Consider the following 17,207-nt stretch of genomic DNA (forward strand, 5'->3'; position numbering starts at 1 on the left):
GTAAAGGTGGACGTAAGCAAGCGGTAAGTCTCCTCCTTTAATGTGGCAGCACATATAAAAGAAGGAGACACACCATGCACGACGACCTCGTACAAAAAATAAAGCGCGACCCCAACTATCATGAGCTGGTCAAGTCGCGCTCCCGTTTCGGCTGGACGCTCACCGCGTTGATGATGCTGGTCTACTACGGCTACATCCTGCTGATCGCATTCGATAAAGAATTCCTCGCCGCGAAAACCGGCGACGGCGTCATGACCTGGGGCATGCCGATCGGCCTGTTCGTCATCGTGTTCACGGTGCTCATCACCGGCGTGTACGTGCGCCGCGCGAACAACCGTTACGACGAACTGACCCACGCGATTCAAGAGAAGGTGAAAGCATGAACGCCCTGATTCGCAAGCTCGCGGCGCCGCTGTCGCTGATCCTGTTGGCCACCGCCAGCGGCGCCGCCTTGGCGGCCGGTGCGGACCTCGGCCAGGCCGAGCGCCAGCCCACCAACTGGACCGCCATCCTGATGTTCGGCGCCTTCGTCATATTCACGCTGTTCGTCACCAAATGGGCCGCCGCCAAGACGCGCTCCGCGTCGGACTTCTACACGGCCGGCGGCGGCATCACCGGATTCCAGAACGGCCTGGCCATCGCCGGCGACTTCATGTCGGCCGCATCCTTCCTCGGCATCTCCGCAGCGGTGTTCCTGAACGGTTACGATGGCCTGATCTACGCCATCGGCTTCCTGGTCGGCTGGCCCGTCATCACCTTCCTGATGGCCGAGCGCCTGCGCAACCTGGGCCGCTTCACGTTCGCCGACGTTGCCGCCTACCGCTTCAAGCAGGAGCCGATCCGCATCTTCGCCGCCTCCGGCACGCTGGTGGTGGTGGCGTTCTACCTGATCGCGCAGATGGTCGGCGCCGGCCAGTTGATCAAGCTGTTGTTCGGCCTTGAATACTGGATCGCGATGGTGCTGGTCGGTACGCTGATGATGATCTACGTTCTGTTCGGCGGCATGACCGCGACCACCTGGGTACAGATCATCAAGGCCGTGATGCTGCTGGGCGGCGCCAGCTTCATGGCCATCGCCGTGCTGGCGCAGTTCAACTTCAGCCCCGAGGCGCTGTTCGCCAAGTCGGTGGAACTGCACGCCAACAAGGAAGCCATCATGGGACCGGGCACCTTCATCAAGGACCCGGTCTCCGCGATCTCGTTCGGCATGGCGCTGATGTTCGGCACCGCCGGCCTGCCGCACATCCTGATGCGCTTCTTCACCGTACCGAGCGCGAAGGAAGCGCGCAAGTCGGTGTTCTGGGCCACCACCTGGATCGCCTACTTCTACATCCTGACCTTCATCATCGGCTTCGGCGCCATCGTTTTGGTGAGCACCAATCCAGAGTTCAAGGACGCGGCGGGCAAACTCCTGGGCGGTAACAACATGGCGGCGGTCCACTTGGCCAAAGCTGTCGGCGGCAACGTCTTCCTTGGCTTTATCTCGGCCGTGGCTTTCGCCACCATCCTGGCGGTGGTGGCCGGTCTGACCTTGTCCGGCGCATCGGCCGTGTCGCACGACCTGTACGCCACGGTCATCAAGAAGGGCAAGGCCAGCGGCGCCAGCGAACTGAAGGTGTCGCGCGTGACTACCATCATCCTCGGCATCGTCGCCGTGGTGCTGGGCATCCTGTTCGAGAAGCAGAACATCGCCTTCATGGTGTCGCTGGCGTTCGCGATCGCGGCGTCGGCCAACTTTCCGGTGCTGTTCATGGCCGTGCTGTGGAAGGACTGCACCACGCGCGGCGCCACCGTCGGCGGCTTTATCGGCCTGATTACCGCCGTGGTGCTGACGGTGCTGTCGAAATCGGTGTGGGTGGATGTGCTGGGCCACACTGCGGCGCTGTTCCCTTACGCGTCGCCGGCGATCTTCTCGATGCCGCTGGCCTTCGTCTGCATCTACGTGTTCTCGATGCTGGACAAGAGCGCCCGTGCACGCATCGACCGCGCCGGCTACGAGGCGCAGCAGATGCGCTCCGAAACCGGCATCGGCGCCGCCGGCGCCACCGCGCACTGATAATTTGACAAGATGTCCGCAGATGATGCCCGGTTCACCGGGCATTGTCGTTTTTAGGAGCGCACGGTTGGTCCATTAAGCGGCTTTAATGGCGAATGCCACTAATGTGGTTTATGATCTGCCAACTATGCTCCCTAGGTATGATGAGTCGCCCCATTCTGATTTTGTAGCCGACGCGCTGGCGTTGATCGGCGTGCCCGCCTGCGCCTGCAGCGCGGAGGGGATGGTGCTGGCCGCGAATACCGAATTGACCGCTCTGCTGGGGCTCGATCCGGCCGGCCGGCCGGTCGGCGACCTGTTTGCCCGCCATGTGCGCGCGGCCAGCATCGCCAACTTGGCCAGCGCTGATAGCATCGGACGCTGGGACAGCTGCCTGACCTGCGCCGATGGCCAGTACCTGTCGGTGGAGGCATGGTGCAAGCCCTTGCCGTCCGCTGCCGGCGTCACGGGCGTCACCATCGTTTTCCACGACATCACCGAAGTCCAGCGCGACCAGCGCGCGCTGCGCAAAACGCTGCTGGAGCAGCAGGCCATCCTGGAAAACGCCGCCGTCGGCATCCTGTTCAGCAAGGGCGGCATGATCCTCGAATGTAATATCCGCTGCGCCGAAATGCTGGGCTACAGCCGTCATGAGCTGGAAGGCGCCGCCAGCGTGATCGTCTATCCGAGCGAGGAAGATCACGCCAGGCTGGGTGCGGAGGCCGGGCCGCCGCTGTCGCAGGGGCAGTCCTTCACCGCCGAGATCCAGGTGCGCCGCAAGGACGGTTCGCTGTTCTGGGCCCGCCTGTTCGGCCGCGCCATCGATCCGATGCATACCCAGGATGGCACCATGTGGATCATGGAGGACATCAACGAGCACCGGCTGGACGAAGAAAAACTGCGCCGCATGCTGCTGGAGCAGAAGGCTATCCTGGATAACGCCTCGGTCGGCATCCTGTTCACCAAAGAGCAGCTGATGTTGAGCTGTAATGCGCGCATGGCGGAGATGTTCGGCTACACGCCGGACGAGATGGAAGGGCGGCCTTCCGTGATCCTGTTCCAGTCGCAGCAGCATTACGAGGAATTCGGCAAGCAGGCCGCGCCGATGCTGGGCTCCGGCCAGCCCTATGAAAAAGATGCCTACCAATTCAAGCGCAAGGACGGTAGCCTGATCTGGTGCCGCGTGCGCGCGCGCGCCATCGACAACGAGCATCGCGGCGGCGGCACCATCTGGATCCTGGAAGACGTGACGGATTCGCGACAGACGCAGATGGAGGTCGAGGCCATCATGACCAACGCCTCGATGAGCATCCTGTTCACCAAGAACCGCATGATCACGCGCTACAACCGCGGCTTCGCCGAGATGTTCCGCTATGATGAACAATCCGGTCTGAGCCTGCCGGGCCGCGCGCTGTACCCGTCGCAGGAGGCCTACGACCGGCTCGGCGCGGAAGCCTATCCCTTCCTCTCGATCGGCAAGCCGTTCCAGACCGAGATCGAAATGCGCCGCGCCGACGACACCACCTTGTGGGCGCAGCTGATCGGCTACGTGGTCAATCCGGAAGATCCGACCCAGGGCACGATCTGGGTGATCGAGGACCGCACCGAACAGAAACGCGCGGAGGAGGCGCTGCGCAACGCCCTGCTGGAGAACCAGGCCATCCTGGACAGCGCGGTGCTGGGCATTTCGGTGGTGGAGAACGGCCGCAACCTGCGCTGCAACCGCAAGATGGAAGAGCTGTTCGGCTACGGGCCGGGCGAGATGAACCACCTGAGCGTGCAGGCCTTCTACGCCAGCAAGGAAGAGTGGGACGAAGCGCGCGCCGCCACCGCAGACGACTTCCGTCGCGGCCAGGTGAACGTCGCCGAGTACCAGTTGGTGCGCAAGGACGGCAGCACCTTCTGGGGACGCCTGTCGGGCCGTCCCTTCGACCTGGAACAGGCCAACGGCCGCTCGGTGTGGCTGGTGGACGATATCACCACGCGGCGCGAGGCCGCCGAAGCGGTGGCGCGCGCGCGCGACGAATTGGAGCTGCGGGTGCAGGAGCGCACCGCCGAACTGGCCGGCGCCAACGCCCAGCTACAGGGCGAGATCGTCGAACGCCGCCAGGCCGAGGCGCGTGTGCACCACATGGCCTACCACGACAGCCTGACCGGCCTGCCGAACCGCGCGCTGTTGTCGGACCGCCTGGACCGCGCCATGCTGGCGGCCCAGCGCACCGAGCGCAAGCTGGCGGTGATGTTCATCGACCTTGACCGCTTCAAGATGATCAACGATTCGCTGGGCCACATGACCGGCGACCAGTTGCTCAAGGAAGTGGCCAGCCGCCTATGCCGCGCGGTGCGCGCCAGCGACACCGTGGCCCGCTTGGGCGGCGACGAATTCGTGGTGCTGGTGCCCGGCATCCGCGGCAACGAGGAGGCCAGCCAGGTGGCCGAGAAGATCATCGAGGCGCTGGCCGAGAGCTTCCCGCTGGAGGGTCGCAACCTGCACATCACGCCATCGATCGGCATCAGCGTCTATCCGGACGACGGCGCCGACGTCGAAACGCTGATGCGCAACGCCGACGGCGCCATGTACCACGCCAAGGCCAGCGGCCGTAACAACTACCAGTTCTTCAAGGAGGCGATGAACCAGACGGCGGCGCGCCACTTCGAGCTCGAGTCCAGCCTGCGCGGCGCGCTGGCGGCGAGCGAGTTCGAACTGTACTTCCAGCCCATCATGGACATCGGCACGCGCCGCCTGCACGCGATGGAAGTGCTGCTGCGCTGGCGGCGCGGCGGCACGGAGCTGATCACGCCGGACCAGTTCATTCCCATCATCGAGGAAAACGGCATGATCGTGCCGATCGGCGAGTGGGTGATACGCCAGGCCTGCCGGCAAAGCATGGCGTGGCAAAGCCAGGGCATGACGCCGGTGCCGCTGGCGGTCAACCTGTCGCCGCGCCAGTTCATGCATCGCGGGCTGGTGGAGTCGATCCGCGCCATCCTCGACGAAACCGGCATCGATCCGGCGCTGATCGAATTCGAGATCACGGAGACGGCGCTGATGGAGCACGGCGAGCAGACGCTGGAGATTCTCGGCCATATCAACGCCATGGGCATCCGGCTGTCGATCGACGATTTCGGCACCGGCTATTCGTCGCTTGCTTACCTGAAGCGCTTCCCGGTCAAGAAGATCAAGATTGACCGCGCCTTCATCAAGGATCTGGAAGAGAGTGCGGAAGACCGCGCCATCGTGGCGGCGATCATCGCGCTGTCGAACAGCTTGCAGCTGTCGGTGGTGGCGGAGGGCGTGGAGACGGAAGGGCAGTACGCCCTGCTGCAGCGCGACGGTTGCCAGTTCGCGCAGGGCTATCTGTTCTCGCAGCCGGTGCCGCACGTGACGGCCCAGCTGCTGCTACCGCGCTGCTAGTCCAGCGTGGCGATCACCGGTGCGTGATCGGACGGCTGTTCCCATTTGCGCGGCACGCGGTCGATGACGCAGGCGCTGCAACGCTTGACCAGCGCCGCCGACAGCAGGATGTGGTCGATCCGTAGGCCCTTGTTCAAGCGGAAGCCCAGTGCGCGGTAGTCCCACCAGCTGAACGATTTTTCCGGTTGCTCGAACAGGCGGTAGGAGTCGGTGAGGCCGATCTCCAGCAGGCGGTTGAGCGCCGCGCGTTCCTTGTCCGACACCAGCACCTGGCCTTCCCACGCGGCCGGATCGTGCACGTCGCGGTCTTCCGGCGCGATGTTGTAGTCGCCCAGCACCGCCAACTGCGGGTGCTGCGCCGCCTCTTCTTTGATCCAGTCGTGGAAGGCCGACAGCCAGGCCAGCTTGTATTCGTATTTGTCGGAGTCGACGCTTTGGCCGTTCGGCACGTAGGCGCAGACCACGCGCACGCCGTCGACCGTTGCCGCAAGGATACGTTGCTGCGGATCGGGATATTTTGGATTGTTTTTTACAACATCCGCCAGCGGCAACTTGGAAATGATGGCCACACCGTTATAGGTCTTCTGACCTGAGTACGCCACGTGGTAACCGGCGGCTTCGATGGCGGCCAGCGGAAACTTGTCGTCAGTTAATTTTGTTTCTTGAATGCATAGCACATCCGTGGGGTTCTCCTCTAGCCATTTCATAACGTGCGGCAGTCTTACGTTCAAAGAGTTAACATTCCAGGTGGCTAATTTCATGATGCTGAGGTTCCTTGCGGGTTCGGGGAGGGCGGTTGCCCGGGCTGGCTTGCATCTTACAGCATTGGGATTTAACAGATCTACTTGCAGGTTTGTAAAGCTGTATGAAAAAACATGAAAAACCGCTTCGCTCCGGAGCCCGGAGGGCATAAAATGTTGCAAAATGTGTGAAATTAAAAAAAAATTGCCAATAGTGTCTCGTTGTTGTCAAAATAGAACTGAAAAACAAGACAAAGTAAGCAAAAAGGAAATATACTGGTACAAATTGAATGGAAAACTTGTATTTCTGTTTAGCAACTAAAAATAACCACGCCTGCGTATATTTATGTGTTGTGATGGCGCAATAAATGATACTATACGGAAATAAACAGTCGTCTTGATAGTGAATTGCGCGTAGCGCGTTTACAAAGGAATAGAAAATGCGAACTGCATTTGAGGCATGGGCACAGCGCGATGGTCACATCGTGCGACGCCGAGAAGACAAACCAGACGAATATCTGGTTTTTGAAACGCAACGCCGCTGGGTCATCTGGCAAGCGGCGCTGGAACATGGCAAAACGCCTGGCGGCCGCAAGACCGCCGCACAGAAAGAGGCAGCAGCAGCTGAAAAGCGCGCCACCGAAGCTGTGCAGCGCGCACCGGCGATCAATTCCGATGAGGCAGCTGTCCGCAACCAGGTGCTGAACGAAGTGCTGGATGCGTTCTCCACCCTTGGTGGCGAGCGCGGCATGGACGACATCCTGAAGGTCGTGCAGGGCTTGAAGAAGAAGCAGCAGGAGCAGGCGGAAACGCCGATGGTGTCCAAAACCCCGGACCGCCACAACGCCTGAAGCAAAGATGTGATGTACAAGGCGTAAAGTGCAAGGCTTTACGCCGTTTGATCCAGCGAATAAACCCGACGGCGGGCTGCTACACTGGCATGACTCTACTTTTTGAGGCAGACCATGTATCTCCGTCCCGCCGCTGCGGTAACCGTGCTATTGGCCCCGTTGGCCATCCTGGCCATCCTGGCCACCCTGGCCGGTTGCGCTTCCCTCACCGAATCCACTGAACAAAACGTCATGGTGCAAACCGTGCTCGATCACCGCGAGATCGCCGGGGTCGGCTGCGTGCTGTACAACGACGTCGGCAAATGGTTCGTGACCACGCCGGCGCGCGTGACGCTGCGCAAGAGCGCGGGTCCGCTGCGCATCGACTGCCAGAAGGCGGACAAGGGCTGGGCCTACGAGAAGGTGGAGTCCAAGGCGGACGGCAATCTGTGGGGGAATCTGGCGCTGACGGCCGGTGTCGGCTATCTCGTCGACAAGAACACCGGCGCGGGCTATGACTATCCGGCCGTACTGACCGTGGTCATGCATCCCGCGCCGGAGAAGGAAGAAGGGCAACCGCCGGCGCCCGGCGTGACCCTGTTCTGATAACTACGTACGCGCAGTTAGGTACGCGCTGTTAAGTACGATTGATCAGGAAGTTCGACAGCAGCGGCACCGGACGGCCGGTTGCGCCTTTCGCGCCGCCCGATTTCCACGCGGTGCCGGCGATATCCAGATGCGCCCAGGTGTACTTGCGGGTGAAGTTTTCCAGGAACGCAGCAGCGGTGCACGAGGCGCCGCCCGGCGTGCCGATGTTGGCCAGGTCGGCGAAGTTGGACTTCAGCTGCTCGTTGTACTCTTCGCCGATCGGTAGGCGCCATGCGGTGTCGCTGGCGGTTTTACCGGCGGCCATGATCTCGTCGGCCAGCTTGTTGTGGACGTCGTCGTCGCGCGTGAACAGGCCGCTCTTGTGGTGGCCCAGGGCCACGATGCAGGCGCCGGTCAGGGTGGCGATGTCGATCACGGCGGCCGGGTTGAAGCGCTCGGCGTAGGTCAGGGCGTCGCACAGAATCAGGCGGCCTTCGGCGTCGGTGTTCAGGATCTCGATGGTCAGGCCGTTCATCGAGGTGACGATGTCGCCCGGCTTGGTGGCGCGGCCCGACGGCATGTTTTCGCACGAGGCGATAATGCCGATCACGTTCAGCTTCAGGTTCATCTCGCCGATGGCGCGGAAGGTGCCCAGCACGGAAGCGGCGCCGCCCATGTCGTACTTCATCTCGTCCATGCCAGGACCCGGTTTCAGCGAAATGCCGCCGGTGTCGAAGGTGATGCCTTTACCGACCAGCACCACCGGCGCGTCCTTCGGTTTGCCGCCCATGTGCTTGATGACGATGAATTTCGGCGGCTGTTCGCTGCCGTTGGTCACCGACAGGAAGCTGTTCATCTTCAGCGCTTCCAGCTGCTTGCGGTCCAATACTTCGACGTCGAACTTGTAGTCCTTGCCCAGTTTCTTGGCGGTGTTGGCCAGGTAGGTCGGGGTGCAGACGTTCGGCGACAGGTTGCCCAGTTCCTTGGTCAGGTCCATGCCGTTGGCGATGGAGACGGCTTGCGCCAGCGCCAACTTGGTGGCGGCGGTGTTCGGCACGGCCAGGGCGACTTTCTTCACGCCGGCGGCGGCCGGATCCTTCTTGCTCTTCTGGCCATCGGTGCGGAATACGGCTTCGTGCGCGCTCTGCACCACGCAGCGGATCGCCCAATTGACATCGCGCTCTTTCACTTCCGTCATCGGCAATGCGATAATAGCGTCGCTCGTGCCCAGGGAAGCGAAAGCCTTCAGTGCTGCGGCCACGCCGCCGGCGAAGCTTTTCTCGCTGACGGTTTCGTCGTTGCCCAGGCCGACCAGCAGCACGCGCTCGGCGCCGGCGCCTTTGAGGCCGCGCAGCAGCAGGGTGGTGCCGGTTTTACCGGTGATGTCGCCGGACTTGAGCGCAGCCGTGATTTCACCAGCGCCGTCCAGCGCCTTGGCCGCTTGCGACAGCTTCTTGTTCTCGAAGACCGCGACGGCGATGACGCCGGCTTTGGCCGTAGCGATGGTGTTTTTTGTGTCGAATGCTTTTATGCTAAAGTCCATTTGATTCTCCGTGTCGTGTACGTTCTTAAAACTTGTGGTCCCATACAGTGTATGTATGGGCCAAAACTACCGAATTATAATCTTCAATGATATTTCAACGCGCCTTACGACGTGAAATGGCGGCCACCGCCGGCGCTTCCTTCACGGTCCTGTTCAGCATCTGCGTCACCTGGACCCTGATCGCGGTCCTGGGCAAGGCCGCAGGCGGCAAGGTGGCGTCCAGCGACGTGATCGCGCTGATCGTCTTCGCGACGCTGAATTATCTGCCAACTATCCTCATCCTCACCAGCTTTATTTCTGTACTGATGGTGGTCACGCGCAGCTACCGCGATTCCGAGATGGTGGTGTGGTTCGCCTCCGGCCTGTCGCTGACGCGCTGGGTCGTGCCGGTGCTGACCTTCGGCCTGCCCATCGTGCTGTTGACCGGCGTGCTCAGTTTCGTCGCCACGCCGTGGGCCAAACAGAAAAGCACGGAGTATGTGGAGCGCTTCGAAAAGCGCGAAGACCTGCAAAAAGTCTCGCCCGGCCAGTTCAAGGAATCGGCGTCGTCCAACCGTATCTTCTTTGTCGAAGGCGTGGAAGGCAAGACCGCCGTGGTGCAGAACGTGTTCGTCAACACGGTCGATGAAAAGGGCACCGCCGTCATCGTCGCGCGCGAAGGCGTGATCAACACCGGCCCGAAAGGCGAGCGTTATCTGGTGCTGAAGAACGGCCGCCGCTATCAGGGCGTGCCCGGCCAGTCCGACTTCCAGACCATGGAGTTCGAGAGCTACAGCATGCGCGTCACCAGCCAGAACCAGGATCTGGAAGGCGATCACGATACCGACAGCATCCCGACCATGCAGCTGCTGCATGACAACAGCAACGGCGCGCGCGCCGAGCTGCTGTGGCGCGTGGCCTCGCCGCTGACCTGCCTGGTGCTGATCCTGCTGGCGATTCCGCTGGGCTTCGTCAACCCGCGCGCCGGCAGCTCGGCCAACCTGATCATCGCGCTGCTGGTCTTCTTCAGCTATAACAACTTCGTCAAGCTGCTGGAGGCCAGCGTCCGCCAGGGCAAATACACCTTCGCGCTGTCGTGGTGGCCGCTGCACCTGGTCGTCGCGCTGACCGTGCTCGCCCTGTTTGCATGGCGCTTGAACCTGAACCATCGCTATCACCCGCTGGCGTTGCTGGCGTCGTTCAAGCGCTCGCGCCGCGCGAACAAGAAAGTCGTCTCGCAATGAAAATCCTGCAACGCTATTTCGCGGTCTCGATACTGCAAGCGGTGGCCTTCGTGCTGGTCGCCTTCCTGGCGCTGCAAGCGTTCATGGACCTGACCGGCGAACTGCCCAAGGTCAGCAAGAACGGCTACGCTATTCAATATGCCTTCCTTTACGTGTTGGTACAGTTGCCGGGCCACGTGTATGAAGTGATGCCGCTGGCGGCGCTGATCGGCACCATCTACACGATGGCGCAATTCGCGGCGACGTCGGAATTCACCATCATGCGCGCCTCCAGCATGTCGACCGGCATGGTGGCGTGGATGCTGGCCAAGATCGGCCTGGTGCTGGTGGTGCTGACCTTCATCGTCGGCGAATTGGTGGTGCCGCGCACCGCGCCGCTGGCGGAGAAGATCAAGCTGTCTTCGCGCGGCACGACCATCTCCACCGAGTTCCGCTCCGGGCTGTGGACCAAGGATGTCGTCAAGTCGGAAGGCATGACCGGCACCGTCATCGGCTCGCGCTTCTTCAATGTGCGCGAAGTGGGGGCGGACGGCGTGCTGAAGGACGTGAAGCTGTACGAGTTCGACACCAGCTTCCGCCTGCGCTCGATCACGCTGGCCAAGACCGGCACCTTCCAGGGCAACAACAAGTGGCTGCTGAAGGACGTGACGGAGAATCTCTTCACCAACCCCGGGCTGCTCAAGCCGGGCATGGAGGCGACGCTGGCCAACAACTATGCGCAGGAATCGAGCCTGATCGAGACGCGCCGCAGCGACAGCAAGGATGTGCTGTCCGAGATTACGCCGAAGATTTTGTCGGTGTCGCGTTCGGACCCGGAGCGCATGTCGGCCAACGAGCTGGCGGTGTACACCCGCCACCTGCAGGAGAACAAGCAGGAGACGGAGCGCTTCAAGATCGCGTTCTGGAAAAAGCTGTTCGATCCGCTGGCGATTTTTGTGTTGATGGCGCTGGCGCTGCCGTTCGGTTATCTGCACACGCGTAGTGGTGGCGTGAGCTTGAAGATCTTCCTCGGGATTATGCTGGGGGTGAGCTTCCTGCTGGTGAATACGCTGTTCTCGCATCTGGGTGTGCTGAGTACCTGGCCGGCGATATTGACGGCGATAGCGCCGAGTTTATTATTCATGCTGCTGGCGCTATGGGCCTTGTGGTGGGTGGAGAGACATTGATGGCTGCTCAACGTGCACTGGTGTTGTTTGCGCATGGCGCGCGCGCCGCGTCCTGGGCGGCGCCGTTTGAACGCCTGCGCGATTTGACGCAGGCGCGCGAACCGCAGGTCAGGGTGGAGTTGGCGTTCCTGGAGCTAATGACGCCGCGCTTGCCGGAGCTGGTGGCGGCGCTGGCGGCCGACGGTGTCGACGACATTACCGTGGTGCCGGTGTTCCTGGGACAGGGCGGCCATGTGCTGCGTGATTTGCCGTTGATACTGGACGAACAGCGCGCCCTGTATCCGCAGGTGACCATCAAGGTGGTGGAAGCGGCCGGCGAAAATCCGGAAGTGTTGAAAGCCTTGTCGGACTACTGCCTCGGCGCGCTTGCCTGACGTCCCCGCTTATTTGCGCGGGACGATTTTTACTTCGTAGAGTTTCGGCCAGAGTTTGCCAGTGACGAACAAGCGCTTTTTCTCGGCGTCGTAGGCGATGCCGTTCATGACGTTTTCGCCGTTGCGGCCTTTGCCCGCATCCGGATATAGCTTGCCGAAGTCGATCCAGCCGGTGATCTTGCCGGTGGCCGGGTCGATCCGCGCTATCGTGTTGGTATGCCAGATGTTGGCGTAGATTTCACCTTCCACCATTTCCAATTCATTCAGTTGATCGACCGCGATGCCGTCCGCCGTGACTTTCACGCGGCGCACTTCCAGAAAGGTTTTCGGATCGAGGAAGCGCAGCGTGGAGCTGCCGTCGCTCAGGATCAGCTCCTTGCCGTTCTGCGCCAGCCCCCAGCCTTCGCCCGGATAGGCGAACTGGTTTTTCAGTTCGAAGGTCTTCAGGTCGAACACAAAGCCGGTCTGCGTCTGCCACGTGATGCCGACCAGCGTGTCGTCCCATACCGTCAGGCCTTCGCCGAAATACTGTGGCGGGATGTCTTTGTTTTGCAGTACCTTGCCGCTCTCGAGATTCACTTTGCGGATCGACGATTTGCCGTTCAGGCCTGTGCTCTCGTACAGGAAGCCGTCGCGGTAGAGCAGGCCCTGGGTGAACGAATCGGCGTCGTGCGGGTAGCTTCGCACTACCTTGTAGTCATACGTCGGCAGGGCCGCAATCGCCGAAGCGGCGGCAGGCAGCAGGGCCGCCAGGATAAGGGTTTGCGCAACAATCTTGTTCACTATGCAGTCACCGAATTTTGTAGTTCCACCATCGCGTCGAGCGTGCTGCCCGGAGCATCGAGCTCCGCCTGCACGCAGGCGCGCGCTTCCGGCGACTGCACCAGCGAGATGGCCTGCTGGCGCGCGATCGCCGCAGCCGCAGTATCGCCGCAGCCGTTCAGCAAGTCCAGTACCAGCAGAACTTCGGTCGTGTAGTTGAAGACGTCGGCGAGCAGCTCGGCCATGCCTTCGGTGGTGAGGACGTTGATATTGTTCTTGAGTTCATTGAGCTGCATGGCCGCCAGCGCCAGGTGGTGCTCGGGATGCGGCAGGTAGCGCTGCGCCAGTTCGTAGTCGCCGCAGGCCATCAGCGAGGGCAGGGCGGCACGGGCGTTTTGCTGCGCCTGCGCTTCCGGCAGGCGCTGGAACAGGTGATAGGTGTTCTGCAAGTCGCCCAGCTTGTCGTTGATGACGCGGATGTCGTGGAACAGGCCCGGCTCGGTCGCCAGTTGTTGCGTGAGGCGGTCGCGCAGCGCCACCAGCGCGTGACGCGCGGGCAGGTGCTCTTCCGCCAGCTTGGCCCACGCCGCCAGCACGTAGGACAGGCGCAGCGGCGCGGTTTCGGCGTCGGTGGTGGTGGCGTCGAACAGCCAGATGTAATCGCGCAGGGCGGCGTCGAATTCGCCGGCCGAGTGTGCGTTCCAGGCGCGGTCCAGTACTTCGTGCACAGTGTCCATTGCTACCTCTTGTGGTCAGAGTGGACATTCTATTACGGAAAAGCGGAATTCAGGCGCGGAGTTGGCTGGCTATTATCCTGCTAATCCCGGTATCAGGATTGTTGGTGCTCGCGCGCGCGCATGGCTTCGCCGATCATCACCAGCACCGGGCCGTGCGGCGTGCCTAGGCCCTGGGTCAGCTCGGCGACGGTCATGCGCTGGATCTGCTGATCCGGGCGGCTGACGTTTTCGATGACCACCACCGGTTTGTCCGGCGCATGGCCATGCGCCAGCAGGCGCTCTGCGGTGGCGATGGCTTCGCGCCCGCCCATGTACTGGATCAGGGTGTCGGTTTCCGGAATGGCATCGTGCTCCGAATGCTCGGGGGCGGTGGAGGAGGTGAAGAAGCCGACGCTGCGCGCCACGCCGCGCTTGGTCAGCGGTTGTTTGGTGGCTGCTGCTGCCGCCAGCGCGGTGGTGATGCCGGGGACGATGTCGACTTCGATGCCGGCTTCTTCCAGGGCGCGCAGCTCTTCGTCGGCGCGGCCGAACATCATCGGGTCGCCGCCTTTCAGGCGCACCACCAGCTTGGCGCGGCCGGCGCAGTCCACCAGTTGCTGGTTGATGACCTGCTGCGCCACCGAGCGCTGGCCGCTACGCTTGCCGACGGAGATTTTCTCCGCCTGCGGGCACAGTTCCAGCATCTCGGGCGTCACCAAGGCGTCGTGCAGCACGATGTCGGCTTGCGCCAGCAGCCGCGCGCCGCGCAGGGTGATGAGGTCCTGGGCGCCGGGGCCGGCGCCGATCAAATACACTTTTCCGAGAGCTGGCATGGTGCTGGCTAAAAGGCTTACAGGCGGATCATGCCGGCGGCGACGGTTTGGTGCGTCACTTCGTCGATCAGGATGAAGGCGCCGGTGGCGCGGATGTCGCTGTAGTCGTCGGCCGCCAGCGGCTGTTGCACGGTCAGCGCAATGCTGGCGATGTCGTTCAGCTTCAGGCCTTCGGCGCCGTGGCGCTGCTGGGTGTTGATGTCCAGCAGGGACTCGATGGCCGTCACCTTGGCCGAGGTCTGCTTGGTGCCGTGCTTGATCCAGTACTTGCGGCGCTGGTCCAGCGGCTCGTCGGACATCCAGCAGACGTCGGCCTTCAGCTGTTTCAGCTGCGCGGCCGGCTTGTCGGCGCTGGCCAGCAGGTCGCCGCGCGAGATATCCAGGTACTCGTTCAGCAGCAGCGTGATCGACTGACCCACCACCGCCGACTGGTGCGAACCTTCCAGCGTCAGGATGTCTTTTACGGTCGCGCTCTGGCCCGATGGCTGCACCACCAGCTTGTCGCCCACCGACACCTTGCCGGCCTCGATGCGGCCCATGTAGCCGCGGAAGTCGTTGGCTTCGTGGCCGTTGTGGCGCGCCACCAGCTGCACCGGGAAACGGAATGGCGCGTCGTGCGCTTCGTCGTACACCGACAGCGATTCCAGCAGCTCGATCAGCGTCGGGCCTTGGTACCAGTCCAGCTTCTCGCTTTTCTCAACGACGTTCTCGCCGCTCAGCGCGGACAGCGGAATCGGCGTGATGTCCTTCAGGCCCAGCGACTGCGCGAACTCGCCGTAGGCTTTGACGATGCGGTTGTAGATGTCCTGGTTGTAGTCCACCAGGTCCATCTTGTTGACCGCCACGATCACGTGCTCGATCTGCAGCAGGTGGGCGATGGTCGAGTGGCGCTTGGTCTGGATCAGCAGGTCCACGCCGCCGTCTTCACGCAGCTTCACTTTCGACACGTCCACCAGGATGATGACGGCATCGGCGGTCGAAGCGCCGGTCACCATGTTGCGGGTGTACTGCTCGTGGCCCGGCGTGTCGGCGATGATGAACTTGCGTTTCGGCGTGGCGAAGTAGCGGTAGGCCACGTCGATGGTGATGCCTTGCTCACGTTCGGCTTCCAGGCCGTCGGTCAGCAGCGACAGGTCGACGGTGTCGCCCACGGTGCGTTTGTGCTTGGAGCGCGACATGGCGTCCAACTGGTCGGCGAAGATGCCTTTGCTGTCGAACAGCAGGCGGCCGATCAGGGTGGATTTACCGTCGTCGACGGAACCGGCGGTGATGAAACGCAGCAGTCCGCGTTCGGTCAAGGTATTGGTAGCGCTCATTAGAAGTATCCTGCTTTTTTACGTTTTTCCATCGATGCTTCGGAAGTCTGGTCGTCCATGCGGGTGGCGCCGCGTTCCGTTACCTGCGTGATCGCGGTTTCAGCGATGATCTGCTCCACGGTGGCCGCGTCCGAGGACACAGGGCAGGTGCAGGAGATGTCGCCCACGGTACGGAAACGCACCACTTGGGTTTCGACGGTTTCGCCTTCGCGCGCCGGCGTCAGGTCGGTCAGCGGCACCAGCAGGCCGTTGCGCGGAATGACCTTGCGTTCGTGGGCGAAGTAGATCGGCGGCAGTTCCAGCTTTTCGCGGGCGATGTACTGCCACACATCGAGTTCGGTCCAATTCGAGATCGGGAACACGCGCATGTTTTCGCCTGGATGAACGCGGGTGTTATACAGGTCCCATAGTTCCGGGCGCTGCGACTTCGGATCCCACTGGCCGAATTCGTCGCGGAAGGAGAAGATGCGCTCCTTGGCGCGGGCCTTCTCTTCATCGCGGCGGGCGCCGCCGATGCAGGCGTCGAAGCCGTGTTCGGCGATGGTTTCCAGCAGCGTTACCGCTTGCGCGGCGTTGCGTGAATCGGTCTGCGGATTACGCAGGCGCACGGTGCCTTTCTTGATCGAGTCTTCCACCGAGCCGACGATCAGGCGTTCGCCCAGTTCGGCCACGCGCTTGTCGCGGAAGGTGATGACTTCGGCGAAGTTGTGGCCGGTGTCGACGTGCACCAGAGGGAACGGGAATTTGCCAGGGCGGAAAGCCTTCTCCGCGATGCGCAGCAGCACCACCGAGTCTTTACCACCCGAGAACAGCAGGGCAGGGTTGCTGCATTCGGCGGCGACTTCACGCATGATGTGGATCGCTTCCGATTCCAGGGCATCGAGGTGGCGCGAATTCACGTGCACATTGTTTTCTACTAAAGCGTTCATTTCGATCTCTTTCAGGTCGCTTATGCTGCGACAGATTTAATGCGTATCAGTTTGCCGTCAACGACGTGCAGGCCGCACTCTTTCGATTCCGGGTTTTCCCACCACCAGCGGCCGGCGCGGACATCTTCGCCTGGCTCAATGGCGCGGGTACACGGTTCGCAGCCGATCGACGGGAAGCCTTGGTCGTGCAGCGCGTTGTACGGCACGCCGTTCTCGCGGATGTAGTTCCACACATCCTCCTCCGACCAATCGGCCAGCGGATTAAACTTGGTCATCAGATGGCCGGGATCATCCTCTTCCACCATCAGCGAGGTGCGGGTGGCCGCTTGCGCGCGGCGCTGGCCCGTGACCCAGGCCTTGTTGCCGGCCAGGGCGCGGCCCAAAGGCTCGACCTTGCGGATGCGGCAGCATTCCTTGCGCATCTCGACGCTGTCGTAGAAGGCGTTCAAGCCGTTCTGCGCAACGTAGGCGTCCACCGCTTCGGTCTGCGGCTTGAACAGCGCGATGTCGTAGCCGTAGTGCGCTTTCACCTTGTCCACCATCGCCAGCGTTTCCTTGTGCAGGCGGCCGGTTTCAAGCGAGAAGATGCCGATGTCGTAGCCGCCCTTCAGAATCAGGTCGGTCAGCACCATGTCTTCCGCCGCCAGCGAGGAGGCGAAGACGGCCGGGAAAAAATCGCTGGCGATGCGGGACAGCGTGGCGCGCGTATCCGCAATCAGCTTGCTCAGGTCACTCAT

At 62.1% G+C, this 17,207-nt stretch carries 16 protein-coding genes; 8 read left to right on the forward strand and 8 right to left on the reverse strand.

Translation table 11 applies throughout. From position 1 onward, the window contains the following. Positions 1 to 74 precede the first annotated feature (74 nt). From ACXZ1M_RS21940 to ACXZ1M_RS21950, 3 genes are all read left to right on the forward strand, one after another. Positions 75 to 383: a DUF485 domain-containing protein gene (locus ACXZ1M_RS21940; RefSeq protein ID WP_459049743.1), complete on the forward strand. Its 309-nt coding sequence runs from the start codon at positions 75 to 77 to the stop codon at positions 381 to 383. Next, positions 380 to 2,056 (forward strand): cation acetate symporter, encoded by a 1,677-nt coding sequence (locus tag ACXZ1M_RS21945; protein ID WP_459049744.1) that lies wholly within the window; start codon positions 380 to 382, stop codon positions 2,054 to 2,056. Before ACXZ1M_RS21940 ends, ACXZ1M_RS21945 begins: the two co-directional genes overlap by 4 nt. A gap of 127 nt (positions 2,057 to 2,183) precedes the next feature. Next, the gene (locus ACXZ1M_RS21950) at positions 2,184 to 5,450 is read left to right on the forward strand and encodes a bifunctional diguanylate cyclase/phosphodiesterase (RefSeq protein WP_459049745.1); all 3,267 of its coding nucleotides are present in this window, start codon (positions 2,184 to 2,186) and stop codon (positions 5,448 to 5,450) included. On the opposite strand, the gene xth is transcribed toward ACXZ1M_RS21950, so the two are convergent. After that, the gene (gene xth, locus ACXZ1M_RS21955; protein ID WP_459049746.1) at positions 5,447 to 6,211 is read right to left on the reverse strand and encodes an exodeoxyribonuclease III; all 765 of its coding nucleotides are present in this window, start codon (positions 6,209 to 6,211) and stop codon (positions 5,447 to 5,449) included. The genes ACXZ1M_RS21950 and xth overlap by 4 nt on opposite strands. Positions 6,212 to 6,630: 419 nt before the next feature. Here xth and ACXZ1M_RS21960 point away from each other — a divergent pair, with 419 nt between their 5' ends. Further along, complete coding sequence (locus ACXZ1M_RS21960) at positions 6,631 to 7,041, forward strand: hypothetical protein (RefSeq protein WP_373991185.1); 411 nt, start codon at positions 6,631 to 6,633, stop codon at positions 7,039 to 7,041. Between the two features lie 114 nt (positions 7,042 to 7,155). Beyond that, a complete protein-coding gene (locus ACXZ1M_RS21965) occupies positions 7,156 to 7,626 on the forward strand; it encodes a hypothetical protein (RefSeq protein WP_459049747.1) in 471 nt (156 codons plus the stop codon). A gap of 31 nt (positions 7,627 to 7,657) precedes the next feature. Here the strand turns inward: ACXZ1M_RS21965 and ACXZ1M_RS21970 are convergent, their stop codons facing one another. Further along, positions 7,658 to 9,151, reverse strand: coding sequence for a leucyl aminopeptidase (locus ACXZ1M_RS21970; RefSeq protein ID WP_459049748.1), 1,494 nt, complete (start codon positions 9,149 to 9,151; stop codon positions 7,658 to 7,660). Positions 9,152 to 9,267: 116 nt separating this feature from the next. Here ACXZ1M_RS21970 and lptF point away from each other — a divergent pair, with 116 nt between their 5' ends. From lptF to ACXZ1M_RS21985, 3 genes are read left to right on the forward strand one after another with little or no spacing between them, the layout of a single operon-like run. Then, positions 9,268 to 10,374 (forward strand): LPS export ABC transporter permease LptF, encoded by a 1,107-nt coding sequence (gene lptF, locus ACXZ1M_RS21975; protein WP_459049749.1) that lies wholly within the window; start codon positions 9,268 to 9,270, stop codon positions 10,372 to 10,374. After that, positions 10,371 to 11,540: an LPS export ABC transporter permease LptG gene (gene lptG / locus ACXZ1M_RS21980; protein WP_459049750.1), complete on the forward strand. Its 1,170-nt coding sequence runs from the start codon at positions 10,371 to 10,373 to the stop codon at positions 11,538 to 11,540. Before lptF ends, lptG begins: the two co-directional genes overlap by 4 nt. Further along, entirely contained in the window at positions 11,540 to 11,914 is a 375-nt protein-coding gene (locus ACXZ1M_RS21985) for a sirohydrochlorin chelatase (RefSeq protein WP_459049751.1), read from the forward strand. The genes lptG and ACXZ1M_RS21985 overlap by 1 nt, the downstream gene beginning before the upstream one ends. 9 nt (positions 11,915 to 11,923) lie before the next feature. Here the strand turns inward: ACXZ1M_RS21985 and ACXZ1M_RS21990 are convergent, their stop codons facing one another. The 6 genes from ACXZ1M_RS21990 to ACXZ1M_RS22015 all read right to left on the reverse strand — a co-directional run bounded on the left by ACXZ1M_RS21990 (position 11,924) and on the right by ACXZ1M_RS22015 (position 17,207). Further along, positions 11,924 to 12,697, reverse strand: a complete 774-nt coding sequence (locus ACXZ1M_RS21990) for a glutaminyl-peptide cyclotransferase (RefSeq protein WP_459049752.1) — start codon at positions 12,695 to 12,697, stop codon at positions 11,924 to 11,926. Beyond that, complete coding sequence (locus tag ACXZ1M_RS21995; RefSeq protein ID WP_459049753.1) at positions 12,697 to 13,413, reverse strand: hypothetical protein; 717 nt, start codon at positions 13,411 to 13,413, stop codon at positions 12,697 to 12,699. Before ACXZ1M_RS21995 ends, ACXZ1M_RS21990 begins: the two co-directional genes overlap by 1 nt. 92 nt (positions 13,414 to 13,505) lie before the next feature. Then, positions 13,506 to 14,225 carry a uroporphyrinogen-III C-methyltransferase gene (cobA, locus tag ACXZ1M_RS22000; protein WP_459049754.1) on the reverse strand — a complete coding sequence of 240 codons (720 nt, stop codon included), beginning with the start codon at positions 14,223 to 14,225 and terminating at the stop codon, positions 13,506 to 13,508. Positions 14,226 to 14,242: 17 nt separating this feature from the next. Further along, positions 14,243 to 15,541 carry a sulfate adenylyltransferase subunit 1 gene (locus ACXZ1M_RS22005; RefSeq protein ID WP_459049755.1) on the reverse strand — a complete coding sequence of 433 codons (1,299 nt, stop codon included), beginning with the start codon at positions 15,539 to 15,541 and terminating at the stop codon, positions 14,243 to 14,245. Next, complete coding sequence (gene cysD, locus ACXZ1M_RS22010) at positions 15,541 to 16,470, reverse strand: sulfate adenylyltransferase subunit CysD (RefSeq protein ID WP_373991195.1); 930 nt, start codon at positions 16,468 to 16,470, stop codon at positions 15,541 to 15,543. The genes ACXZ1M_RS22005 and cysD overlap by 1 nt, the downstream gene beginning before the upstream one ends. 20 nt (positions 16,471 to 16,490) lie before the next feature. After that, positions 16,491 to 17,207, reverse strand: coding sequence for a phosphoadenylyl-sulfate reductase (locus ACXZ1M_RS22015; RefSeq protein WP_459049756.1), 717 nt, complete (start codon positions 17,205 to 17,207; stop codon positions 16,491 to 16,493).

This window comes from Duganella paludis, from assembly GCF_054461335.1.